The sequence below is a fragment of the Pseudomonas sp. 11/12A genome (genome assembly GCF_000800055.1).
GTDB lineage: Bacteria > Pseudomonadota > Gammaproteobacteria > Pseudomonadales > Pseudomonadaceae > Aquipseudomonas > Aquipseudomonas mohnii.
This window is the reverse complement of the sequence record NZ_JUGV01000001.1, coordinates 2,564,857-2,588,715: the sequence shown is the minus strand read 5'-3', so window position 1 is coordinate 2,588,715 and position 23,859 is coordinate 2,564,857. Positions and strand designations below refer to the sequence as shown.

At 60.8% G+C, this 23,859-nt stretch carries 25 protein-coding genes; 14 read left to right on the top strand and 11 right to left on the bottom strand.

The genetic code is table 11. The features are described 5' to 3' along the window. Positions 1–6: 6 nt before the first annotated feature. The 9 genes from GQ39_RS11855 (at position 7) to GQ39_RS11815 (ending at position 9,239) form a co-directional block, all read left to right on the top strand. Entirely contained in the window at positions 7–483 is a 477-nt protein-coding gene (locus GQ39_RS11855; protein ID WP_047529998.1) for an acyl-CoA dehydrogenase, read from the top strand. Then, the gene (locus GQ39_RS11850) at positions 483–1,886 is read left to right on the top strand and encodes an LLM class flavin-dependent oxidoreductase (RefSeq protein WP_047529996.1); all 1,404 of its coding nucleotides are present in this window, start codon (positions 483–485) and stop codon (positions 1,884–1,886) included. Before GQ39_RS11855 ends, GQ39_RS11850 begins: the two co-directional genes overlap by 1 nt. Before the next feature lie 156 nt (positions 1,887–2,042). Continuing rightward, the gene (locus tag GQ39_RS11845) at positions 2,043–2,948 is read left to right on the top strand and encodes an AMP-binding protein (protein ID WP_047529993.1); all 906 of its coding nucleotides are present in this window, start codon (positions 2,043–2,045) and stop codon (positions 2,946–2,948) included. Beyond that, positions 2,945–3,721, top strand: a complete 777-nt coding sequence (locus GQ39_RS11840) for an ABC transporter ATP-binding protein (RefSeq protein ID WP_047529991.1) — start codon at positions 2,945–2,947, stop codon at positions 3,719–3,721. The genes GQ39_RS11845 and GQ39_RS11840 overlap by 4 nt, the downstream gene beginning before the upstream one ends. Continuing rightward, positions 3,721–4,602 (top strand): branched-chain amino acid ABC transporter permease, encoded by an 882-nt coding sequence (locus tag GQ39_RS11835; RefSeq protein WP_047529990.1) that lies wholly within the window; start codon positions 3,721–3,723, stop codon positions 4,600–4,602. The genes GQ39_RS11840 and GQ39_RS11835 overlap by 1 nt, the downstream gene beginning before the upstream one ends. A gap of 4 nt (positions 4,603–4,606) precedes the next feature. Next, positions 4,607–5,656, top strand: a complete 1,050-nt coding sequence (locus tag GQ39_RS11830) for a branched-chain amino acid ABC transporter permease (RefSeq protein WP_047529988.1) — start codon at positions 4,607–4,609, stop codon at positions 5,654–5,656. 26 nt (positions 5,657–5,682) lie between these two features. Then, complete coding sequence (locus tag GQ39_RS11825; RefSeq protein WP_047529986.1) at positions 5,683–7,023, top strand: ABC transporter substrate-binding protein; 1,341 nt, start codon at positions 5,683–5,685, stop codon at positions 7,021–7,023. 3 nt (positions 7,024–7,026) lie between these two features. Continuing rightward, positions 7,027–7,794, top strand: coding sequence for an ABC transporter ATP-binding protein (locus GQ39_RS11820; RefSeq protein WP_047529984.1), 768 nt, complete (start codon positions 7,027–7,029; stop codon positions 7,792–7,794). A 14-nt stretch (positions 7,795–7,808) separates the two neighbouring features. Further along, positions 7,809–9,239, top strand: coding sequence for an FAD/NAD(P)-binding protein (locus tag GQ39_RS11815; RefSeq protein ID WP_047538786.1), 1,431 nt, complete (start codon positions 7,809–7,811; stop codon positions 9,237–9,239). Between the two features lie 695 nt (positions 9,240–9,934). Here GQ39_RS11815 and GQ39_RS11810 read toward each other — a convergent pair. Beyond that, positions 9,935–10,867 carry a cation diffusion facilitator family transporter gene (locus tag GQ39_RS11810; protein ID WP_047529982.1) on the bottom strand — a complete coding sequence of 311 codons (933 nt, stop codon included), beginning with the start codon at positions 10,865–10,867 and terminating at the stop codon, positions 9,935–9,937. 460 nt (positions 10,868–11,327) lie between these two features. Next, on the bottom strand, positions 11,328–12,701 hold the full coding sequence (ppnN, locus tag GQ39_RS11805) for a nucleotide 5'-monophosphate nucleosidase PpnN (RefSeq protein ID WP_047529980.1): 1,374 nt from the start codon (positions 12,699–12,701) through the stop codon (positions 11,328–11,330). A 214-nt stretch (positions 12,702–12,915) separates the two neighbouring features. Here ppnN and GQ39_RS11800 point away from each other — a divergent pair, with 214 nt between their 5' ends. Further along, on the top strand, positions 12,916–13,443 hold the full coding sequence (locus GQ39_RS11800; protein ID WP_047529978.1) for a DUF3087 domain-containing protein: 528 nt from the start codon (positions 12,916–12,918) through the stop codon (positions 13,441–13,443). Between the two features lie 36 nt (positions 13,444–13,479). After that, positions 13,480–15,033: a sensor domain-containing diguanylate cyclase gene (locus GQ39_RS11795; RefSeq protein WP_047529976.1), complete on the top strand. Its 1,554-nt coding sequence runs from the start codon at positions 13,480–13,482 to the stop codon at positions 15,031–15,033. A 3-nt stretch (positions 15,034–15,036) separates the two neighbouring features. On the opposite strand, the gene GQ39_RS11790 is transcribed toward GQ39_RS11795, so the two are convergent. The 4 genes from GQ39_RS11790 to GQ39_RS11775 form a co-directional block, all read right to left on the bottom strand. After that, positions 15,037–15,954, bottom strand: a complete 918-nt coding sequence (locus GQ39_RS11790) for a LysR family transcriptional regulator (protein WP_047529974.1) — start codon at positions 15,952–15,954, stop codon at positions 15,037–15,039. A gap of 102 nt (positions 15,955–16,056) precedes the next feature. Then, the gene (locus tag GQ39_RS11785; protein ID WP_047538783.1) at positions 16,057–16,431 is read right to left on the bottom strand and encodes a DUF2784 domain-containing protein; all 375 of its coding nucleotides are present in this window, start codon (positions 16,429–16,431) and stop codon (positions 16,057–16,059) included. 60 nt (positions 16,432–16,491) lie between these two features. Further along, positions 16,492–17,367: a 4-hydroxy-tetrahydrodipicolinate synthase gene (gene dapA / locus GQ39_RS11780; RefSeq protein ID WP_047529971.1), complete on the bottom strand. Its 876-nt coding sequence runs from the start codon at positions 17,365–17,367 to the stop codon at positions 16,492–16,494. A gap of 285 nt (positions 17,368–17,652) precedes the next feature. Continuing rightward, positions 17,653–18,588 carry a sensor domain-containing diguanylate cyclase gene (locus GQ39_RS11775; RefSeq protein WP_047529969.1) on the bottom strand — a complete coding sequence of 312 codons (936 nt, stop codon included), beginning with the start codon at positions 18,586–18,588 and terminating at the stop codon, positions 17,653–17,655. A gap of 161 nt (positions 18,589–18,749) precedes the next feature. On the opposite strand from GQ39_RS11775, the gene GQ39_RS11770 reads away from it, so the two are divergent. The 3 genes from GQ39_RS11770 (at position 18,750) to GQ39_RS33015 (ending at position 19,981) form a co-directional block, all read left to right on the top strand. After that, the gene (locus tag GQ39_RS11770; protein ID WP_047529967.1) at positions 18,750–19,448 is read left to right on the top strand and encodes an AzlC family ABC transporter permease; all 699 of its coding nucleotides are present in this window, start codon (positions 18,750–18,752) and stop codon (positions 19,446–19,448) included. After that, on the top strand, positions 19,448–19,759 hold the full coding sequence (locus tag GQ39_RS11765; protein ID WP_167361827.1) for an AzlD domain-containing protein: 312 nt from the start codon (positions 19,448–19,450) through the stop codon (positions 19,757–19,759). The genes GQ39_RS11770 and GQ39_RS11765 overlap by 1 nt, the downstream gene beginning before the upstream one ends. A gap of 66 nt (positions 19,760–19,825) precedes the next feature. Beyond that, complete coding sequence (locus GQ39_RS33015; protein ID WP_177329325.1) at positions 19,826–19,981, top strand: hypothetical protein; 156 nt, start codon at positions 19,826–19,828, stop codon at positions 19,979–19,981. A 51-nt stretch (positions 19,982–20,032) separates the two neighbouring features. Here GQ39_RS33015 and GQ39_RS11760 read toward each other — a convergent pair whose 3' ends face one another. From GQ39_RS11760 to GQ39_RS11740, 5 genes are all read right to left on the bottom strand, one after another. After that, a complete protein-coding gene (locus GQ39_RS11760) occupies positions 20,033–20,260 on the bottom strand; it encodes a DUF6555 family protein (protein WP_047529964.1) in 228 nt (75 codons plus the stop codon). 98 nt (positions 20,261–20,358) lie between these two features. Next, the gene (locus tag GQ39_RS11755; RefSeq protein WP_047529962.1) at positions 20,359–21,039 is read right to left on the bottom strand and encodes an SOS response-associated peptidase family protein; all 681 of its coding nucleotides are present in this window, start codon (positions 21,037–21,039) and stop codon (positions 20,359–20,361) included. Between the two features lie 81 nt (positions 21,040–21,120). Beyond that, positions 21,121–21,834: an ABC transporter ATP-binding protein gene (locus GQ39_RS11750; RefSeq protein ID WP_047529960.1), complete on the bottom strand. Its 714-nt coding sequence runs from the start codon at positions 21,832–21,834 to the stop codon at positions 21,121–21,123. A gap of 3 nt (positions 21,835–21,837) precedes the next feature. After that, positions 21,838–22,674, bottom strand: a complete 837-nt coding sequence (locus GQ39_RS11745; protein WP_047529958.1) for an ABC transporter permease — start codon at positions 22,672–22,674, stop codon at positions 21,838–21,840. Between the two features lie 64 nt (positions 22,675–22,738). Further along, complete coding sequence (locus tag GQ39_RS11740; protein WP_047529956.1) at positions 22,739–23,725, bottom strand: aliphatic sulfonate ABC transporter substrate-binding protein; 987 nt, start codon at positions 23,723–23,725, stop codon at positions 22,739–22,741. Between the last annotated feature and the right edge of the window lie 134 nt (positions 23,726–23,859).

The following is a 23,859-nucleotide window of genomic DNA, read 5'->3' as shown; positions in this document are numbered from 1 at the left end:
CTCAGCATGAACGCCTTGACCCAACCGATTGCTACCGAACAACCCTTGTCCAAAAGTCAGCACGACCTGCACAACGCCCGCAGCCTGCTGGAGGCCACCCTGCGTTTCGTCCGCACGCAGGCCCAACCCTGGGCCGGCAGCGGCTTGACCAACGCCAGTGAAGATCCTTACGTGATCAGCCGTTTCGGCGACGTGCAGATCCGCATCGAAGTCGCTGCCGCACTGCTCGAACGCGCCGAAGACTTTGTGAACAGCCATGAAGACGCCACCGAAACAAGCATCGCCATTGCCGAAGCGCACCTGGCCAGCGCCGAAGCCCTGAGCACCGCGAGCAACGCTGAATTCGAACTCACCGGTCAACGCACCGTGCTGCCCGGTTCGCTGCACGACCCGTTGCGCTGGAAGCTCCAGGTCATCGGCAACTTCCGCCTCAATGGCATTCATCCCCCAAGTTCTCCAATCTCCACAAAGGAAGCCGTTTGATGGCCCGTGAAATTCGTCTCAACGCCTTTGACATGAACTGCGTCGGCCACCAGTCGCCGGGATTGTGGGCACACCCACGGGACCGCTCATGGCAGTACAAGGACCTGGAATACTGGACCGACCTGGCGAAAATCCTCGAGCGCGGCAAGTTCGACGGTTTGTTCATCGCCGACGTACTGGGTATCTATGACGTTTACAACGGCAATGGTGACGCGGCGATCCGCCAGGCCGCGCAAGTGCCGGTCAACGATCCGTTGCAACTGATCCCGCCTATGGCGCTGGTGACCGAACATTTGGGCTTTGGCCTGACCGCGTCGCTGTCGTTCGAGCATCCGTATCCGTTCGCCCGCCGTCTGTCGACCCTCGATCACCTGACCAAGGGGCGCGCGGGCTGGAACATCGTCACTTCGTACCTGGAGAGCGGCGCGAAGAACCTCGGGCAGAAATCCCAGACCGAACACGACGCCCGTTACGACTACGCCGAGGAATACCTGGAGGTTTGCTACAAACTGTGGGAAGGCAGCTGGGAAGAGGGCGCCATCCTGCGCGATCGTGCGCGGCGGGTGTTCAGCGATCCGAGCAAGATTCACGAAATCCAGCACGTCGGCAAACACTTCCAGGTGCCGGGTATTCATCTCTGCGAGCCCTCGCCGCAAAGGACCCCGGTGCTGTATCAGGCCGGCGCCTCGAGCCGCGGCAAACAATTCGCCGCTGAACATGCCGAGTGCGTGTTCGTCGCCGCACCGTCGAAAGTGCTGCTGAAGAAAACCGTTGCCGATATCCGCCGGCGTGCGGCGGAGGCGGGGCGCGATCCGAGGAAGATCCTCATCTTCAACCTGCAAACGGTGATCCTCGGCGAGACCGACGCCAAGGCCAAGGCCAAGTTCGAAGAGTACAAGACCTGGGTCAGTTACGAAGGCGCCATGGCCTTGATTTCCGGCTGGACCGGCATCGATTTCAGCCAGTTCAAACCTGATGAACCGCTCAAGCATGTGCACACCAACGCCATTCAATCCGCAGTGGAGGCGTTCTCCAGTGCCGATCCGAACAAAGTCTGGACCCCCAACGAACTGGCCGACTGGGTAGGCATTGGCGGCTTTGGGCCGTTGTTCGTCGGCAGCCCGGAAACCGTGGCCGACCTGTTGCAGGAATGGGTTGAAGAGACAGACGTGGACGGGTTCAACCTGGCGTATGCGCTGACCCACGAAACCTTCATCGATGCCGTGGAATTGCTGGTGCCCGAGTTGCAGAAACGCGGGGTCTACAAGACCGAATACGCCCCCGGCACCTTGCGCGAGAAGCTGTTTGGTGAAGGGCCGCGATTGCCCGAGATCCATCCAGGCAGTGGCTATCGCGATCTGGCGGCGTTGCGTCAGCAGGAGAAGAAAGTCGTGTCTGCCTAGCGCCCGAGCACGCCACCGACAACATCGATGTCACCTGGCAGGACGCCATCGCCGGCAAGCCAGCTGCCACAAGGACAGTGTTGTTTTAGAGATTGCGTTAATTCTTCAGCCCAGCGGACCACCGCACGCTTTTGCCCATGACAGAGAGGTCAACCCATGAGCGTGCACGAACTCAAACGTCCGCCGATTGCGGACACCACGGAGTGGCGGGTCAATGTGCCCCAGGCCCTGGAGCATCTGCGCCATTGGGCGCAGGTCAACCCCTTGCAGCCGGCCTTGCGGCACAAACGGCACGGACAGTGGTTCATCTGGCGCTGGATCGACGTCTTGCGGGATGTCGAACGTCTGGCCGATGGCCTGCGTCGGCAAGGAATCGATGAGGACTCGCGGCTGGCCGTCAGCGGGGCCTTCGAACCGAACCTGTTGCTGCTGGCCCTGGCCACCCGACAGGTGGGCGGTGAGGTGCTGGTCGTTGCGGACAACCTCGATGCACAGGCGCTGCATAACGTTCTGTGGCGCGCGCGTCCCACTCACGCCTTTGTGTCGGGCCGGCAGGCGCAGCAACTCTGGCTCAACCAGGGCCAGTCACTGCTCGACTTCGACCAGTTGCTTGGCCCGGTGGAAACCCCGCAACGCCTTCGCCTGGGGGTATTCGGCGCGCAATGGTGGAGCGAAGAGGGCACCGAGTGGCAGGCCGGCCTGACGGTGCTGTTCGAGCAATGGTTAAGCCGTGGCCACACCCTGGCCTTCCCGGAAAGCCCCGGCAGTGCCAGCCGCGACCGTCGCGAAGTGGCGCCGTCGGGCTTGCTGCTGTCCGCCGGGCGTTTGCACGTGCTGGCCGCTGAGATCGACAGCCGTCTCGCCCCGCCGGGCACTTGGCGCCGACGTCTGTGCGAATGGGCCATTGCCCATCCGGAAAGCGGTCCGCAACGCCTGATCAAGCACCGCGTTCGCCGTTTGCTGGGCTTTCACAAGCTGCACTTCATCTGGCAAGCCACACGCAGCGCCGAGTCTCCAACCGAGCCGACCTGGCTCGCTGAATTCAAACGGGACATCGCATGAGCTCGACCGATTCCATTCTGCAAGTCAGCGGCATTTCCCTGTCCTTCAAAGGCGTCAAGGCGATCAACGAGCTCTCGTTCGACGTTCGCCGTGGCGAGATCTGCGCCTTGATCGGCCCCAACGGCGCGGGCAAGAGTTCATTGCTCAATGTGCTCAATGGCGTGTATCGCTTCGATGCCGGTTCGATCGTGTTCGAACAGCAACCGTTCAAACGCATCGACCCTTTGAGCGCCGCACGCCGGGGCATTGGCCGCACGTTTCAGAACAACGCGCTGTTCAAGAAAATGAGCGTGATCGACAACCTGCTCACCGGTCTGTCGCGGCATCTGCGCAGCAGCTTCATCGAGCAGGCATTGGGCCTGCCGCGAGCCCGCCGTGAAGCGCAACAGTTCCGCCAGCAGGCACAGGGCGTTCTCGAGTTCCTCGAACTGCAGGCCCAGCGCGATGTGCCGGTGGGCAATCTGTCCTACGGCCTGCAAAAACGCGTGGAGCTGGGCCGTGCCTTGATTGCCGGCCCAAGCCTGTTGCTGCTCGACGAACCGCTGGCCGGGATGAACGCCGAAGAAAAACAGGAAATGGCCCGGTTCATCGCTGATATCAACCGTGAGCTTGGCACCACCGTGGTGTTGATCGAGCACGACATGAGCGTGGTGATGGGCCTGTCCGACCATGTGGTGGTGCTCGATTACGGGCGCAAGGTCGGCGACGGCACGCCCGCCGAAGTGCAGGCCAACCCCGAGGTGATCGCTGCGTATCTGGGAGTGGTGCACTGATGACGTTTTTCTTCGAAACCCTGCTCGGCGGCTTGCTCGCCGGGACCATGTATTCGCTGGTCGCCATTGGCTTCGTGCTGATCTACAAGGCCAGCGGTGTGTTCAATTTCGCCCAGGGCGCCATGCTGCTGTTTGCCGCGCTGACCTTCGTCAGCCTGCACGATCAAGGTGTGCCGTTCGCCCTGGCGCTGGCGCTGACGGTGGTGGTGATGGTCATCGGCGCGCTGCTGATCGAACGCCTGGTGCTGCGGCCGCTGGTCAATCGCTCGCAGATCACCCTGTTCATGGCCACGCTGGGGCTGTCCTTCATCATCGAAGGCCTGGCGCAGGGCCTGATGGGCTCGCAGGTGCGGGCGCTGGATCTGGGCATCGATGATGTGCCGCTGTTTATCGGCGGGATGATGGTCAGCCAGTTCGACCTGATCGCCGCCGCTGCCGCCATTGTGCTGGTGACGGTGCTGGCGCTGTTGTTCAACAAGACCCGTATCGGCATCTCGCTGCGTGCGGTGGCGGATGACACCACCGCCGCGCTGTCGATCGGCATCACCCTCAACCGCATCTGGCAGATCGTCTGGGCGGTGGCCGGGGTCGTCGGGCTGGTGGCCGGGTTGCTCTGGGGCGCACGGCAAGGGGTGCAGTTTTCCCTGTCGCTGGTGGTGCTCAAGGCCTTGCCGGTGTTGATCATCGGCGGCTTCACCTCGATTGGCGGGGCGATTGTCGGTGGGCTGATTGTCGGTGCGGCGGAAAACCTCGCCGAGGTCTACATCGGCCCGCTGATCGGCGGCGGCATCACCCCGTGGTTCGCTTACTTCCTGGCCCTGGCCTTCCTCTACCTCCGTCCCGCCGGCCTGTTCGGCGAGCGCGCCATCGAGCGAGTCTGAACCCATGTCGATTTCCCTTACCCGCGAAACCGCACCGGCGGTACTGGTCCAGCGGCGCCTGCCGTTCGCACTGATGGGCCTGCTGTTGATCGCGTTTGTCGTCGTGCCGCTGACCGGCAACGATTATTGGCTGAACGCCATTTTGATTCCGTTTCTGGTGTTGTCCCTGGCCGGGCTCGGCTTGAACCTGCTCACCGGCTACACCGGGCAGACTTCGGTGGGCGCCGCCGGGTTCATGGCGGTCGGTGCCTTTGCCACTTACGGGTTTCTCCTGCGTTTGCCTGAGGTCGGGCTGCCAGTGGCCTTGCTCGGTGGCGGCTTGATCAGTGCCTTGGTGGGCTTCGTCTTTGGCCTGCCGAGTTCGCGAATCAAGGGTTTCTACCTGATGGTCAGCACGCTGGCAGCGCAGTTTTTCCTGGAGTGGCTGTTCGTCAAATTCCCCTGGTTCTACAACTACGGCTCCTCGGGAACGATCACCGCGCCGAGACTGGCGTTGTTCGGCCATGACCTGAACACACCGCTGGGGCGCTACCTGCTGACCCTGAGCACGGTGCTGCTGTTGACCTGGGTTGCGCTGAACCTGGTGAAAAGCCAGATCGGCCGCAACTGGATGGCCATCCGCGACATGGACACCGCCGCTGCCGTGATCGGCATTCCCGTGGCGCGCTACAAACACCTGGCGTTCGCCGTCAGCTCGTTCTACCTCGGCATTGCCGGCGCGTTGTGGGCCTTCGCCTACCTGGGCACGGCCAGTGCCAGCAGCTTCGATATCAATCGGTCGTTCCAGATCCTGTTCATCATCATTATCGGCGGCATGGGCAGCATTGCCGGCAACTTCGTCGGCGCGGCGTTCATCAGCCTGTTGCCGATCCTGCTCAGCCACGCCGGGCAAGCCTTGCTCGGGGGCGCGGTGGATGCCGGGCAGTTGCAGAACCTGCAAAAAATCATCTTCGGCGTGCTGATCATCCTGTTTCTGATCAAGGAACCGGAAGGCCTGATCCGCCTGCTAAGCAACCTTCGTGAACGGCTGAGCCATTGGCCGCTGCGCTTCTGAATCCACCCCTTAATTAGAGAGACAACATGCGTGCATCCTTGAAACGTTCCCTGATCGGCGCCGCGCTGACGCTGGCGATTTTCGGCAGTGCTGTACCGCCGGCCATGGCCTCGCCAGACCAGCAGTTCTTCCCGCTGGCCACTTACCGGGTCGGCGCCTACGCCTCCAGCGGCGTGCAGGTGTGGGCCGGGATGATTGATTACCTGAACTACATCAACGAGGTGGAAGGCGGCATCAACGGGGTGAAACTGGTCTGGCAGGAATGCGAAACCGAGTGGACGGCAGAGAAGGGCATCGAGTGCTACGAGCGCTTCAAGAAAGGCCTGGATGGCGCGCCCGTGGCGGTCTATCAGCCAAACGGCGCCCCGGCGGCCTACGCCCTGAGCGAGCGTGCGGAAGTCGACAAGATCCCGTTGATCACCTTGGGCTACGGCCGCACCGAAGCCACCGACGGCACGGTGTTTCCCTATAACTTCCCGGTGATGCTGACCTTCTACAGCGAGGCGTCGAGCCTGATCAATTACATCGCCCAGCGCGAAGGCGGGTTCGACAAGCTCAAGGGCAAGAAGATCGCCACGGTCTACCACGACTCGGCCTACGGTCGCGAAACCCTTGGCCCGTTGAAGTTGCTGGCCGAGAAGTACGGCTTCGAAAACATCCAGATTCCGGTGGCCGATCCGGGCAACGAGCAATCGGCGCAATGGCGGCAGATCCGTCAACTCAACCCGGACTGGGTGTTCCTGCGCACCTGGGGTGTGTCGACGCCCGTCGCGGTCAAGACCGCCGCGCGTTTCGGCTTCCCGGTGGACCACATCGTCGGCGACATCTGGGCCAGTTCCAGCGAAGACGTGCTGCCCGCCGGCGCTGCCGCCAAGGGGTATCTGGCGCTGACGCCATACCCGGCCGGCACGGATTTCGAGATTCATAAACGTCTCAAGCAATACATCCTCGACAAGGGCAAGAGCGACCTCAAGGATCTGAAGAATTTCGGCAGCGTCTACTACAACTCCGGGCTGGTGAACGCGGCGGTGGCGGTGGAAGCGATTCGTACCGCCCAGGCCAAATTCGGCAAGCGCCCGCTCAACGGCGAAGAAGGGCGCTGGGGCCTGGAACACTTGAACATCGACGATGCGCGGCTCAAGGACATGGGCTACTTCGGCCTGATGCAGAACCTCAAGCTGTCCTGCAAGGATCACGAGGGCGGTGGTTCGGCGCGGGTTCAGCAGTGGGACGGCGCCAACTGGACGCTTATCAGCGACTGGATCGCCGCCGACCGCGCGCTGCTGCGGCCGTTGATCGACGAAAAATCCGCCGCGTTCGCCAAGGAAAAAGGCCTGACGCCACGCACCTGCACCGGAGATGAATAAGCCATGAACCAGGCCACCAGCGACATTGCCGCCCCTGACCTGTTACGGGTCAACGACATCGAAGTGATCTACGACGGCGCTATCCTGGCCGTGGCCGGGGTGTCGCTGACCGTGCCCAAGGGCGGCATCGTCGCCTTGCTCGGGGCCAACGGCGCGGGCAAAAGCACCACGCTCAAGGCGATTTCCGGGTTGGTGCGCGCGGAGCGGGCGCAAGTCAGCCGCGGCAGCATCGAGTTTCTGGGCCGAGATACCGCAGGCGTCGACCCGAGCCTGCGGGTGCGCCAAGGCATGGTGCATGTGCTGGAGGGGCGCCATGTGTTCGCGCAGTTGACGGTCGAGGACAATCTGCGCAGCGGCGGCTTTGTCCGTGGTCTCGGCCGCCAGGACATGGCTCGGGATCTGGAGCGCATCTACACCTGGTTTCCCCGCCTGAAAACCAAGCGCAAGACCCAGGCCGGGCTGACGTCCGGCGGCGAGCAGCAGATGGTCGCCATCGGCCGGGCCTTGATGACGCGTCCTACTTTGGTACTGCTCGATGAACCGTCCATGGGTTTGGCGCCTATTATCGTCCAGGAGATTTTCGAGATCGTCGCCCAGCTCAATCGCGAGGCGCAGGTGAGCTTCCTGATTGCCGAGCAAAATATTAATGTCGCGCTCAAGTACGCCTCACAGGCCTGTGTTCTCGACACTGGCCGGGTGGTGTTGTCCGGCAGCGCCGAAAGCCTGCGCACGCGGGACGATCTGCACGACTTCTATCTAGGCAAACATTGATCAGCGAGAACGGCATGAGTGAAACCCCAAGCGGACAGGCGACCGACGCCATCCGCCACGCAGACATTCTGATCATCGGCGGCGGCCTGAGCGGCACGATGCTGGCGGCGCAACTGTTGCGGCTGCCGGGCAAGCGCCGGGTGCTGGTGATCGAGCCCCGTGCCGAACTCGGCCGCGGCGAGGCCTACAGCGCCGTGGAGCTGGGCCATACCCTCAATGGCAATGCGGCACGTATGAGTGTCGACCCGGACAATGCCGACGACCTGACTCAATGGCTGACCACCCACATCGCTGGCGGTGGCTGGCCGGAATCGGACGAGCAACACGTGCCGATCAGCGAACTGTTCCCGCCTCGGGGCCTGTTCGGTCTGTACGTGCAACAACGTCTGGCCGAGGCGCAGGCGGTGGGCGCGTTGAACGGTTCAACGGTGGAGCATGTGCGGGCCGAGGTGGTGGATCTGCAGACCGATGCGGATTCGGTGCGGTTGACCTTGAGCGATGGCCAGCGCTTGCAGGGCGCTTTCGCGGTGCTGGCCACCGGGATGTTCCCTGCTGCGCGCACGCCGCAGACCGAATCCAGCGGCTTGAATGCGGCGGCGCTCGATCCTTGGGATGTGGTGGCCATGGGGCAGCTCGATCCGTATTCGACTGTGCTGATCATTGGCTCGGGCCTGACCATGGTCGATGCCGTGGTGTCGTTGGAACAGGCGGGGCATCGCGGGCCGATCGAGGTGTTTTCCCGGCACGGTTTGTTGCCCCATGTGCGGCGACAGCCACCGGCCTGGGTCGATTTTCTGGCCGAGGATCACAGCATTCGTACACCGCGACAGTTGGTCCGCGAACTGCGTCGGCATTGCCGCGATGCGATCGCCCAGGGCATCGATTGGCAAGCGCCACTGGACACGGTGCGAGCGCATATCGGCCGCTTGTGGAGTCAGGCCACCGATGTACAGCGCCGGCAATTCGTGCGGCACGTGCGCCCCTGGTGGGAAAGCCATCACCACCGCTCGCCACCCTTGAGTGCTGAACTGGTGGAACGCTTGCACAGGGAAGGGCGGTTGCGCATCCAGGCGGCGTCGTTCAAAGGGCTTGCGCCTTCCCGGGGCGGTGAGGTGGGCATCCACATTCGCCGCCGGGGCGAGGCTGACACGACTGTCGTCAGCGGCGCCGCGCTGATCAACTCCAGCGGCATCGAATATGACTGGCGACGGGTGGCTCGGCCGTTGCCGCAGCAATTGCTGGCACGGGGATTGATCCGGCCGGGGCCTCTGGCGCTGGGTATCGCCGCGCAGGCCGATGGTGCGGTGCTGGATGCCGACGGCCTGCCTGCCAGCCGTCTGTTCGCCATGGGCCCACCATTGCGCGGGATGTGGTGGGAAAGCACCGCCGTGACGGACGTCGCCAGCCAGGCCAAAGCCCTGGCCACACGACTGGCTACACCCTAAACGAAGAAACCCCGCCATGTCGGCTTTTGACGCGGGATAAAACAAGCGGTCAGGGAAACGTTGTTCCGGAAATGGGCTAAGCGGGATGAATTGGAGGGGCGTGGGGTACGGCGAGTCAAGAGGGGAAGGCGGAGCGCAGGGCCACGAAGCGAGGTCTGGTCTGGAAGAGGCGTAGGCCTGCCAGCATTGAGGGCGGTAAAAAGCGACGCAGGCCCCATCCCTTGGGGCCTGCGCCTGCGGCTTGTTACGCCGTGGTATTTATACGTGTGCCGATCGAACCTGAGGTCGCTTTGGTCTGCTCGACTTCGCCCGGTTTGCTCCCGTCATGATCGCCGTCGCTATCTATTTGTACCGTCGGGGGCTTTTGGTGTTTGATGGCTGGGGTTTGTGGCGCGGTGATATGGGTTGAAGAACTTATTGCCGATGTCATGTTAATCCCCTTAAGGAGCAGTAGTTTGAGTGGGTACTATCGGCATCTTATTTTAAATATTCAGGGTATTTGGCACGAGATCCACTCAATTAAATTAAGTGAGATCGGTTCCCAGTCATTAGTTGGCCTGTGTATTTTAGAAAGTTGTAAGGTGTGAAAAAAATGTGATGCCTCTGTGAATAATGGGGGATTTGTTGTAACGGCTTTAATACAAACACTTGAGTGCTCGCCAGGCCGTCACTGTCCAAAGATGCGCTGTCAGTGATCAATGATCGAGGTCCGGGCGCTGCCAGGGATCAACGTGCGTCATCAGGTTCAAAACGCGGTGCCTTCGCATGACGTTCTCCCGGGCTGCAACGGCGATGGCATGACCGTGCTCAACGGTAATCGAGGCATCTACTTCTATGTGAGCGTCCACAATGATCATGTCGCCCATTTTTCGAGTACGTAGATCATGTACCCCTTTAATACCTGATGTTTGTTGGAGCGTATCGCGGATAGCTGCGATCTCTTGCTCATCCGCAGCACGGTCCATCAGGTCGTGCAATGAGTCCCAGGTGAAGGTCCAGCCCATTTTGGCAATCATGCCACCGACGACCAGCGCAGCAATGGGGTCAAGAATCGGATAGCCCGCCAGGTTTCCGGCAATGCCTATCCCAACCACCAAGGAGGAAGCGGCGTCGGAGCGCGCGTGCCAGGCATTGGCAACCAACAAGCTGGATTTAACTTTTTTGGCGACCCTCAGCATAAAGCGAAACAACAACTCCTTGGCCACCAACGCTGCCAGGGCAACCCACAACGCAGTCGCATGCACCGTCGGAATGGATTCGGGGGTTTCAAGCTTTAACACCGCAGAGCCAATCATGCCGACACCCACGATCAACAGCAGCAGTCCCAATACCATAGACGCAGCGGTCTCAAAACGCAGATGCCCATAGGGATGACCTTCGTCGGCATCCTGCTTGCTTTTATGGCTGGCGAACAACACGACAAAGTCAGCGATCAGGTCGGATAAGGAATGAATACCATCCGCGACAAGTCCCTGGGACTTAGATAGCAATCCAACGGCAATCTGGGTAAGCGAAAGTACAATATTAACGATGACACTTACCCATGTGCATCGGGAGGCTGCCGCTGCACGTGCGAGTTGACTGTAACCCTCGTCCTCAGACTCGTTGGAGAACTCTTCGTGAATCATTACTTATGCCTTTAGTTGAGATTGATACTCGTTGTATTACACGAGCAGCAGGGGCGCGGTGATAGCGCTATTTGAATAGCCCAAAAGCATAATGCTTGTAAGAATCTTGGCGCAAGAACATACGGAGTATTAATCAAGCGACGTGCAGGAAATAAGACTGGGTCGTGGAGTATAAAGTTGTAAATGCTAATATTTCACGTACTCAAACTTATTGGGTTTGGGTAAATTTGATGTTCCAAGTGGGGATGAGCTGCAGGCGATTTGGTTGCGTTTGCAAATGACCGCTTTTGGCCGTTCTTTGCCGATTCCTTCTATTCAATCCAAAGCCTCCGTCAAGCCGCGATCGCGAGTTGTCTCGATCTCTCCGCGTTATCCGGTGGCGCCTGATTCATCTGTGCCTGGAAGCAACGAGCCGAAGCAATGGCTTCGGCTCGCGATCCAACAGTCTGTATTAGCTGGCTTATGCAACCACTTGATAACACGGTACATACGCCGCGCCGCCGGGCAGTTTCATCCGGTGCTGGGCAACGAAGGCCTTGAGCAACAGATCCAATGGCTGCATCACCGCCGCATCGCCCCGGATCTGGTAAGGCCCGTTTTCTTCGATCAGGCGGATGCCCTTGTCCTTGACGTTGCCGGCAACGATGCCGGAGAACGCGCGGCGCAGGTTGGCGGCGAGTTCGTGTGGCGGCAGGTCGCGGCTCAGTTTCAGGTTGGCCATGTTTTCGTGGGTCGGGTCGAACGGGCGCTGGAAGCCTTCGTCGATTTTCAGCAGCCAGTTGAAGTGGAACGCGTCATTGCGCTCGCGGCGGAACTGCTTGACCGCTTTGAGGCCCTGGGTCATCTGTCGCGCGACTTCGGCAGGGTCGTCGATGATGATTTCGTAGTGTTGTTTGGCCGTCTCGCCCAGGGTGGCGCCGACGAAGGCATCCAGTTGCTCCAGGTACGGCGCGGCGTGTTTCGGGCCGGTGAGGATGACCGGGAAGGGCAGGCCCTTGTTGTCCGGGTGCATCAGGATGCCGAGCAGGTACAGGAACTCTTCGGCGGTGCCGGCGCCGCCCGGGAAGATGATGATGCCGTGGCCGACGCGGACGAAGGCTTCCAGGCGCTTTTCGATGTCCGGCAGGATCACCAGTTCGTTGACGATCGGGTTCGGCGCCTCGGCGGCAATGATGCCCGGCTCGGTCAAGCCCAGGTAACGACCGCCATGGATGCGTTGCTTGGCGTGGGCGATGGTGGCGCCTTTCATTGGTCCCTTCATCACGCCGGGGCCGCAACCGGTACAGATGTCGAGGCTGCGCAGGCCCAGTTCGTGACCGACTTTCTTGGTGTATTTGTATTCTTCGGTGTTGATCGAGTGGCCGCCCCAGCACACCACGATCTTCGGCTCGACGCCGGGGCGCAGGGTGCGGGCATTACGCAGCAGGTGGAAGACGTAGTCGCTGATGCCCTGGGAGGTGCTCAGGTCGATGCGTTGGCTGTCGAGTTCGTTTTCGGTGTAGACGATGTCGCGCAGGGCGCTGAACAGCATTTCCCGGGTGCTGGCGATCATTTCGCCATCGACGAAGGCGTCGGCCGGGGCGTTCAGCAATTCCAGGCGTACGCCGCGGTCCTGTTGGTGGATGCGGATTTCGAAGTCTTTGTAGGCTTCGAGAATGGTCTTGGCGTTATCGACGTGGGCGCCGGTGTTGAGGATGGCCAGGGCGCATTGGCGGAAGATGTCGTAGGTGCTGCCGGATCCGGCTTCGCTCAGTTGTTGGACTTCCCGTTGGGAGAGGGTTTCCAGGCTGCCTTTAGGGCTGACCGAGGCGTTGATTACTTGTCGTTGGGACATTCAATGATCCTTAAAACGATGTCATTCCCACAGAAACAACGAATGACATCCGAATAGTGTGTATCCAAGAAAGAAGATGGCACTGATTGCACGGTCTCGCCACGTCCCCATTTGACGATAAAAAGATGAAAAGGAGCCCCAGCATAGCTAAATCCCGCGCAGAGGCGATAATGCCCACTATCTTTTTCCCCGCGACTGAAGGAAACCCGACGCAATGTTCGAAATCCAGCCGATGAACGCCGAAGCCTATCGGCAACAAACGCGGCGCAGTACGGTGATGATTGCCTTGATTTTCCTGGCGCTGGCCATGGCGCTGTCGACGTTGGCGGTGGCGGTGTTTGGTGAGCCTGGCGGGGACAATCTTCGATTCAACATTGGCGGCGTGTTCGCCGCAGTGCTGGTGATGGTGGCGCTGATGCGCCAGGTGTTCTGGACCCGGCGATGGATGGCGCCAGCGGTCTACAGTTGGCAACTCAAGCGCAGCCTGATGAGCATCACCAATGTCATGCACCATGTCACGACGGCGGTGGAGGCGGGCGATCCGACAGCGATGAAGCTGCTGCGCTTCTATCATCTGGGGTTGAGCCAGATGCATCAACTGGACGGCAACTCCAGCGATCATGGGCAATTGAACCGGGAAATGGAGCAGCACAAGGCGCGGATGGACGCGTTGGGAATCGATACCGAACAGACGCGGCTGGATCCGGCCTGGATAGAGACCGTGAAGCAGGCTTCGCGTTAGACGCCGGCGTCTTCACACGCATTAAAGGAGCGAGGCATGGGGCATCCCTCCATTTTCGAGCACATTGAAAAAAACCGCTCCGGCGTCGCGAGGCGCAAGATTCGCTCGGCCGTAACGTTGATGGTTGCCGTGTGCCTGTCGATGACGGTGATCGTGATTTGGGAAGCCTGGAGTTCGCGTCAGTACCATCTGCATGACAAGGAAGTGGCCATGTCCAACCTTGCGCAGACCCTGGCCTCGCAAGCGCAGTCGTCAATCAAACAGGCTGATACGCTGCTGTTCGGGTTGGTTGATCGCCTGGAAAACGAGGGCGTCGGGCCGGGGCAGCTGAATCGCCTGCAACGCTTGCTCAGCGCCCAGCGCGATGAACTGAGTCAGATCCACGGCCTGTTCGTTTATGACGAAAATGGGCGCTGGATCGTCAATTCGAACGGCGCCGAAGTGGGGGGCGCCAACAACTCGGACCGTGAATATTTCATTTACCACCGTGACCATCCCGACCTTGGGCCGCACATTGGACCGTCGATAAAGAGCCGTTCCAGCGGCGAATGGATCATGACGGTCTCGCGCCGGATCAATCATCCTGATGGCCGTTTTGCTGGCGTGGCGCTGGCGACGATCTATCTCAACCACTTCCTGCAGCTTTACGACAGCATCGACATGGGCGATAACGGTGTCATCAACCTGATCGCGGACGATGCCAGCATTATCGTGCGGCGTCCCTTCAATGAAGCGGATATCGGCACCAGCCTGGCCAAAAGCGCACTGTTCACCCGGTTGTTGCCCATCGCCGGATCAGGGACGGCTTCGACCAGTTCCATCATTGACGATGTCGAGCGAGTCATCGGGTATCGGCGGGTCGAGGGTTATCCCTTGATCGTTTTCGCCGCGCTGGACAAAGCAGAAGTTCTGGCGGGCTGGCGCAGGCAGTCCTTGCTCAGCGCGGGGGTCGTCTTGCTGTTGCTGGGGTTTTCCGGCGTACTCGGTTATCGCCTGATCAAGTTGATGAAACAGCAGGATCTTGCCCGGATCGAGCTGCTCGGCACCCAGGACAAGCTCCTTGAACTCAACCGCAACCTTGAGTTGCTGGCGCTGGAGGACGCATTGACGGGGCTGGCCAACCGTCGCCAGTTCGATTTGTTCATCCACTCGGAAATGGGGCGCGCGCGGCGCAACGAGACGGGCCTGGCGCTGCTGATGATCGATGTCGATCATTTCAAGGCATTCAACGATCAGTATGGCCATCTGGCCGGTGATGAGTGCTTGCGCAGTATCAGTGCAATCATCATCGACAATATCAAGCGCCCGGGTGACCTGGCGGCCCGGTTCGGTGGCGAGGAGTTTGCCGTGGTGCTGCCTGGCACCGATTACGTGGGGGCGTTTCTGGTGGCGGAAAATATCCGTCGCGCAGTGGAGGCGGCCGACCTCGAGCACAGTGAAAGCCCCGAAGGCAGGGTGACCGTAAGCGTCGGAGTGTGTGGCTACAATCCGGCCTTGCAAGCGCAGACCGAGGACTTGATCGGTGCCGCCGACAAGGCGCTCTACGTGGCCAAGACCAGCGGGCGCAATATGAGTGTGATTGCCAACTGACACTCAGACAAAGCGATCACTGCCCTGAACCAGTTTGGTGGCCAGGTACGATTGCTTGAGCTTTTCCAGCCACCAGTCCAGGGCGCGACCGTCATGATCGCCGCGCCAACCGGCGTACAGCACGTTGGGCTCACGAGGGTCGGCCATCTGCTTTTCAATCAGCGCACCGCTCTTGAGCAGCGAGCCGACCCGGTGCCTCGGCAGCCAACCCACACCCAATCCGTCGCACTGCGCGAGGATTTTCGCGCGCATGGTCGGCACCGCCAGCATGGGTTGCCCGCCGGACACGCCGTAGGTACTGCCCTCGCTAGACCTGGATGAATCGGCCACGACAATCGCCCGGTGTCGGGCCACCTCGGCGCGAGAAACCGGGTCCCTGGCCTTGGCCAGCGGATGCTTTGGCGACACCGCGAACACCCACTCCATTTCGCCCAACTGCATCCAGCGCAAGGACGGGATCGCCGGTGGTTCGTTGGTGGCGCCGATGATCAGGTCCGCGCGCCCTTCACGCAGGGCTTCCCAGACCCCTCGCAGTACTTCCTGGGTGATGCGCAGCGGGACACCGGAACCCAGCGCGTCGAACTCATGAATCACCGGCATCAATGTCTCGAATTCCAGCAGTTCGTCAGTGACGATCCACAATCGACGCTCCCAGCCGTTGGCCACTTGCTGAACCCGTTGCGTCAGGCGCGAGACATCCTGCATCAGCCGCGCCGCTTCGTTCACCAGTAACTCGCCGGCGGGGGTGAGTTGCAGGCGATAGCGACGGCGGTCGAAGAGCAGCGCATCGAAACGCTCTTCCAGTTGCCGGGCGGCATAGGACACCGTGGACGGCGCTTTGCCGAGGTGGGCGGCGGCCCGTGACAGGCTGCCGGTTTCGCGGATGGCCTCCAGCAAGGCCAGGTCTTCAATCGACAGCATGTATTTTCAATCCTCAATCGAGCACGCCACTATTGGAGGAGCCAGGCTTGCCAGTAACGGCGTCCGCAAGATCGCCTCCCTCGGCCGTCCACACCCGGTGACTCAGGGCGTGCGGCGTAATTGCCACTGGCGGAACAATCGAAGATAGACCAGCCCGTTGATCAGCAGCACTACGCTGCCCAAACCCAGTTGTATGCCCGGTGTCAGACCGGCCGGATAAATGACCGGCCAGACGTAATGTTCGATGAAACCAGCGCCATAGCCGCTTTGCCCGGCGGCATGGCGCAGCCGGTTTTCCCAGTCGGTGAGCGGGCAGGGCAGGTGGAAGAACTCCACCGCCATACCCCATAGCGCGGCGGGCAGGTGCCACCAGACCAGGCAGCGCCATTTGAGCACCAGTAGCCCGCCGAACACGACGAACAGAATGAACGACAGATGAAACAGTACCAGCCCGTCGGCGGCGATTCGGTAGAGCATGTCGACTCCCGGACGCATCAGGCGAATCGTTCCATGGTACTCGGGCGGGTGGCGGGTGCTCTATCGATTGTCGTGCGCCAGCGCGTCGAGCACCTCCTTCAATCGCGTCACCATGGCCTCGCTGCTGCGTTGCATCGGCGCGCGCAGTTCATCCTCGATCAAGCCTTCAAGGGCCAGGGCGGTTTTCACCGGGGCGGGATTGGGCTCGAGGAACAGGCTCTGGATCAGTGGCAGCAACTGGAAGAAGGTCACACGCCCGGCGGCCAATTGGTTGTCGCGTATCTGTTGATACAGCTGGACGAACAGTTCCGGATGAACGTGCGCCGACGCCGCGATGGCCCCTTTGGCACCCAGGCACAGGGCGCTGAAAATCTGGTTGTCTTCGCCGCACAGCACATCAACCAGACCACTGGACAGCAGCGCGAGGGTATGGGTCAGGTTGCCGCCGCAGTCCTTGATCGCGACGATGCGCTCGTGGGCGACGATGTTGAGCAGGGTCGCCTGTTCGAACGTCACGCCGGTGCGGTAAGGGATGTCGTAGAGAATCAGCGGCACGCTGGAAGCGTCGGCGACGGTCTGGAAAAACACTTCGAGCCCCGCCTGGGACGGGCGGATGTAGTACGGCGGCGGCACCAGCAAACCGGCCACCGGACGCTTCAGGATCTCACGCTGCAACTGCAGCAACTCGCTCAGGTTGTTGCCGGCCAGGCCCATGACCACGCGATGGGCCGGTACTTGCTCGAGCACGGCATCGAGCACCGCCAGTTGCTCCTGTTTGCTCATGGCCGCCGGTTCGCCGGTGGTGCCACAGACAATCAGGCCATCGACGCCTTTTTCCAGCAGGTGGCCGACCAGTCGGCGCAAAGCGACGAAATCGATGGCACCGTTTTGGAACGGCGTGACGAGTGGAACCCAGATACCTTGAAACGATGACATGCGATGACTCCTGAAGGTTAGACCGATTTCGTCACCGTCAGAAGCGTAGTAGGAAGCAAGCAAGGGGAGGGTGGTCCGTCGCGCTCAATGTCCTGTCAGCTCATCTGACGGGACAGCGCGCCCCGGTCACATGAGCGACTGTTTCTTCGATTTGAGGGCGTGCGCAACGCAACCTTGCGCCTTGGCATTCAAGCCAATGACGTCAATGTTGAGGTTGAAGGTTGCGGACATGTTTGCTTACACCCTGATTGAGGCGCTCAGTTTTAAAAGGCGGCGCCGGGTTTGTCAATCACGAAAATCTGCGAACGCTGCGCGCATGCGTCCGTTGCGCTTGGCCTGATAGAGCAATTTGTCGACCTGCTCGACGAACACCAGTGCCGTGGTGTGCTGCGTTGCGTGGGTGGTACCGACCCCCAGGCTCAGGCTGAGCTGCGGCGATACCGGGGAAAATTCGTGGGGAATCTGCTGCTGGCGAATCAGGTGCAGGCACTTGTTGGCCACCAATCGGGCGGATTCGGCATCGGTTTCCGGCAGCAGCCAGACGAACTCTTCACCGCCGATCCGGGCGATGAAATCCCGTGGTCGATTCGCCGCCAGCGACAGCGTGCGCGCCACGCGGCGCAGGCATTCGTCACCCTTGATGTGGCCGTAATGGTCGTTGTACTGCTTGAAATAATCGATATCCAGCACGATCACCGACAGCGGCGCGCCGCTTCGCTGGGCACTGCTCCATTCCCGTTCCAGCACGGTGTCGAACATGCGCCGGTTGGCAATGCCCGTCAGGCCATCCTGGAAGGAATACTCTTCGAGCTGTTTTTGCAGGCGTAGCAGGTGCTCTTCGGTTTTCTTGCGTTCACTGATGTCGAACATGAACCCGACCAGCGCCTCGACCTCGCCGTCCTTGCGCACCACGTGCACCACATCGCGAATCCACACGTATTCACCGTTGCGGGTCAGTGCCCGGTAATCCGCTTCATGATCGACGCCGGCACGGGATTGCGAGACGCAGAACTCCACCACATAGGCGCGATCGTCCGGGTGCATGCGTTCGACCCAGTCATTGACGCCGACCCAGCTGTCCTGCTTCCAGCCCAGCAGGCTTTCGATCTGCGGCCCGATGTAGCTGAAGGTCATGGTCTTCCAGTCGATTCGCCAGGGGATTGCCTTGGTCGACTCAAGCAGGGTTTTGTAAACGTCGCTGTCGGTTTCGACTGAATACATGAACGGCCGCACCTCGAGGGGAAAAATGCAGCGCCATCATGTTGCTACTATTGAGCCGACGCAAGCAGGCAGCCGATGAATGGCAATATGCGCAAGATAGTTCAAGCCAACGTCGGCCAGTACTGGCACAGTTTGCCGTCCTTCACTGGTTGTAGAGCGTTATGTCCAATTCACTCATGCCGCGCAGTGCGTTCCTTCGCGGCGCCGCGGCGATCATGCCGCTGTCCCTGGCCACCGCACCCTGGGGGTTGCTGGCCGGCTCCATGGCCATCGAAGCCAACCTCACCCCCCTGCAAGGCCAGGGCTTGTCGAGCATCGTGTTTGCCGGCGCCGCGCAATTGGTGGCCATCGGCATGCTCAAGGGCGGCGCCGGGATTTTTTCGATCCTGCTGACCACGCTCTTGCTGACCTCCCAACACCTGCTTTATGGAATGAGCCTGCGTTCGGTGATTTCGCCGCTGCCGGGTCGCTGGCGGGCAGGATTGGGCTTTCTGCTCACCGATGAGTTGTTCGCCCTGACCAGTCAGCATGACAAGCAACAGTTCAACCGCTGGTACGCCCTCGGGGTCGGCTTGACGTTCTACGTCGCCTGGAACCTCTTTACCCTGGCCGGCATCGTGCTCGGCAGCAGCATTCCGGGCCTTGAGCACCTGGGGCTGGACTTCTCCATCGCCGCCACCTTCATCGCCCTGATCACCCCGGTGGTGCGCAATGTGCCGACGGTGGTGTGCGTCGCGGTGTCGCTGTTCTGTTCGGTGCTGTTCAGCTACTGGCAATGGGGCTCGGCGCTGGTGTTGTCGGGGTTGGCGGGCATGACCGCCGGTTTTATCTGCAATAAATTCTACGGTGGACGCACATGATGGTCTGGGCAGTGATTATTGGAATGGGGATGTTGGTGTTCCTCAACCGCTATGTGTTTCTGGAACCGCGCCTGCCGGTGCGCTTGAGCAGCAATGCCCGACAGTTCCTGGGCTTTGCCGTGCCGGGCATGTTGACCGCGATCTGCGGGCCGATTGTGTTCATGCCTGAAAAGCAGCTGAATCTGCATTGGGACAACCCTTACCTGATCAGCTCGCTGGTGGCCATCGGCCTGGTGCTGTACACCCGCAACACCTTGCTCAGCATGCTATTGAGCATGGGCTTCTTCTTTTTGCTGCGAGGGTGGCTGTGAGCCGGGCACGGGAAATTGTTCTACGCTTAAGATTGATGACCGATCCCTTCAGGAAGAGAGGTGAACATGACCACTGACCCAAAGCGTCCGGACCTTGACGACGACACGGATGAACCAACGGAAGAAGAGCTGGAACAGCAGAAGCACTCGCAGCAGACATGGAAACATGACGACAGCCGGGAGCTGTCGGAGCGCGATATGGAGAGGCCATTGAAGCCCTGACCGGGCCGCGTACAAATAAGCCCCGTCGTCGAACGGGGCTTTTCAATTCTGTCAGACCGCTTCATTCCAGCGAATCTGGGTGATCCCCAACTGCCTTGCCTTGATACGCGCCGCTTCCAGGGATGAATAGGTGGCCATCTGCAAGTCGTGCTGGGGAAATGCATGGGCGGAGGCCGAATGAATGGCGTCGACCTCCGAAAATTTTACCGCCATCTTGAAGAAGTGCTGTCGCACACCGTCGAGCAGGTAATGCACGGCATAAGGGACGAGCTCGCTCATGGGGTCCTCCGAAGCCAATGGTGGCCTGGACGCGATAGTCGAGAAGAGGATTCAGAGAGATCTGCATCCCCATCGGACAGACATGAGGAATGACAGGTTCAAGTGACTTCATCAATCAAGGTGGCTGCCTGGTTTCTGACGTTGCCAACCGCTTTGCTCACCCTGTGCCATTGAAATGCATCGCTGCCTTCACCCTGCAAAAGTACCAGCTGCTCGGCGCGCTCTTTTGGGGTGGCCGGGTCCAGCCATTCCCGCGCCAGTTCGGCCGACAGCACGACGGGGCGGCGGTCGTGAATGTCCAGCAAGCCGCCGGCGCTGTCGGCGGTGATAATGACAAAGCCGTCATCGTCCCGAGGCGCGGCGCCGCCAACGGGGAACTGTCCGATTGCCGCGCAGTAGATCGGTCCCCGGTCGCGCCGTCGGATCAGCCAGGGTTGCCGGGTGCCGTTGCCGGCGTCCACCCATTCGAACCAGTTGTCTATCGGGCAGATTGCCCGGTGCGGCCAGATCGCCCGAAAAAACGGGCCATGGGCGACTTTCTCGACCCGCGCATTGATCGGTGGCGCGCGATCCTTCGCCCAGTGCGGGCGCCAGCCCCAGCGCTGTGAGTCAGCATGCAAGCCGTCGTTCTCCAGATGCAGCAATGCAAGTTGCGTGGTGGGCGCAGCGTTGTAGCGCGCCAAGGGCTCATCGCCAACGTGATTGATCATCGCGTCGGGAATGCTCAGCGCTGCGACGAAATCGTGGATGCCTCGATACTGCGACAGCCTTCCGCACATCGACCGAACCCTCCGGATTGGAGTGTTCAGCATAGTTGCTTCCTGCAGGCGCCAGGCGCCTTCAGGATTTGGCATGCAGGTTCAGATCACATGCGCCCGCTGCAACTCGGTCAACGACAACGCTTTGAGCTGCGCCAGCAGCGGGTCCCGGCGGTCACGGGGATGCGCCAGTTCTACCGCCAGCTCCTGGCGAATGCTGCTGGGGCGATTGTCCATGACCAACACGCGATCACTGAGGTACAGCGCTTCATCGACATCATGGGTCACCAACAGCAAGGCGATGGCGTGGCGCTCGGCCAGTTGTAGCAGCAAGTCCTGCAGTTTCATGCGGGTAAAGGCGTCTACCGCGCTGAAAGGTTCGTCGAGCAGCAACACTTGCGGTCGCGAATAGAGGCCTCGGGCGATGGCCACCCGTTGCGCCATGCCGCCGGAAAGGGCCTTGGGCAGGGTCTGGGCAAAGCCACCGAGGCCGACTTCCTCGATCAACTGCGCGACCCAGGCCTTGTCGTAATGGTTGTCGGCGCTGAAACCGATGTTCTGTTCAACCGTCAGCCAGGGCATCAGCCGTGGTTCCTGGAACACGAACGCGACCTCACCGGCGCGGCTGCGCAGTTCGCCTTGGAAGTCTTTCTCCAGTCCGGCGACGATCCGCAACAAGGTGCTTTTGCCGCAACCGCTGGGACCGAGCAGGCTGACGGTTTCCCGAGGCAGCAACTGCAAGTGGATGTTGTTGAGCACGGTGGTGGCGGCGAAGGTTTTGCGCTCGACGCGAATATCCAGCAAGTGTTCGGTCATGGCTCAATCCTCTGCGCTGTGGCCGTTGAAAGTGTCGCGCCAGGCCAGGAAACGTTTCTCCAGGCTGGCCAGCAGGCCGTCGCTGAGCTTGCCCAGCAGCGCCAGTACAATGATTGCCGCCAGAACGATGTCCGGGCGGGAAGTCTCGCGGCCGTCACTGAGCAAATAACCCAGGCCTTTGGTTGCCGCGATCAACTCGGCGGCCACCAGAAACATCCACGCCAGACTCATGCCGCTGCGCAGCCCGGTGAACAGGCCGGGCAGGGCGGCGGGCAGCAGAATCCGCTGCACCAGTCGGCGGTGGCTGAAACCGTACATCTGCCCGACCTCCACCAGTTTGCGGTCGATATTGCGGATCGCCGCGACGCCATTGAGGTACACCGGAAAGAACGCGCCGATGGCAATCAGGACAATTTTCGAAGTCTCGTCGATCCCCAGCCACAGCAACAACAACGGTACCCAGGCCAGGCTGGGAATCGAACGCAGGCCGGCGAATGTCGGTTCCAGCCAGGCTTCGGCTTCCCGGCTCAGCCCGACCCAGGCAGCGAATACCAGGGCCAGGCTGGCGCCGATGGCGAAACCGAGCAAGACGCGCAACAGGCTGGCGCTGATGTGCTTCCACAAGGCACCCTCGGCCAGATCCCTCAAGGTCAGGGCAATGTCGCTCGGCGCCGGCATCTGGTAGGACGGCAGCCAACCGACACGTACGACGATTTCCAGCACGAGGATGATCAGCGCCGGCAGCGCCAGCGCCTTGAGGCGCAGGCGCCAGGCATTGTTCAGCCGACGCGGAGCAGGCAATGCCAAGTGGGCTGGCAGGTTTTTGGTTTTGCTGGACATGGGATTCTCCGGTGATGACGAATCCGCGGCGGGCGCGGATTCAGTCTTGACCGTTGGCAGGTATTTACTGGCGAGCGACGGTTTCTTTGAAGCCGGTGTCGATCAGTTGGTCGATGACTTGATCGACATTCACCCCGCGCCGCACAAGTTCTTCGGAGACCAGAATCGGCGCGGCGGCCTTGGAGGCGAGCACGTCCTTGGCGGTCAGTTGCGGGTTGCTCAGGTCGGTGCGCGACAGTTGCAGCCTGGCCACTTCCAGCGGCAGCCCGGATTCGGTGGCGAGCAGTTTCGCCAGCTCTTCAGGATTTTTTACCGCCCATTCCCGAGCCTGTTCGTACGCCTTGAGCACGGTGTCGATGGTGTGTGGATGCTCGTTGGCATAACGGTCAGTGACGCTGACCACGCCATAGCTGTTGAAGTCAGTGTTGCGGTACAGCAGGCGCGAGCCGGCCTGGACCTGGCTGGCGGCCATGTGCGGATCGAGCCCGGCCCAGGCGTCGACATCACCTTTTTCCAGTGCGGCGCGACCGTCCGGGTGCTGCAAGTGCACCAGTTCCACATCGTCTTTGTTCAGGCCGGCTTGTTGCAGGCTGCGCAGGGTGAACAGGTAAGGGTCGGTGCCTTTGGTGGCGGCGATTTTCTTGCCTTTGAGGTCGGCCACGGTTGTGTACGGTGAATCCTTGCGCACCACCAGCGCAGTCCACTCGGCGCGGCTATAGACGTAAACCGATTTGATCGGACTGCCATTGGCGCGACTGAGCACGGCGGCGAGGCTGGCAGAGGAGGCGAAGTCGACGCCGCCGCTGTTGAGGTATTCCAGTGAGCGGTTACTGCCCTGGCTCAGCACCCAGCTGACCTTGGTCTGCGGCAGGGCTTTCTCCAGAAAACCGAAATGCTTGAGCACCAGGCTGACGGGTGAGTAATAGGCGTAGTCCAGGTGCACTTCGGCTGGCGGTGCTTCAGCTGCCTGGGCCGTGGGTTGCAGGCTCAGGGCCAGGGCGCAGGCGCTCAGCAGAGACCGGATGGCGGGAAAACGGGCGATCGATTTCATGTAGCGGCTCCTGGCGAGATTCTTATATCCAAAAAAATAATTTATTCGAGTGCATCCTGCATAAAAGGAATATTGCAGGCTCTGTGCCATGTTTTCGAAGTCGCGCTTTATCAGGGCTTTGCCATTGAGGTGGG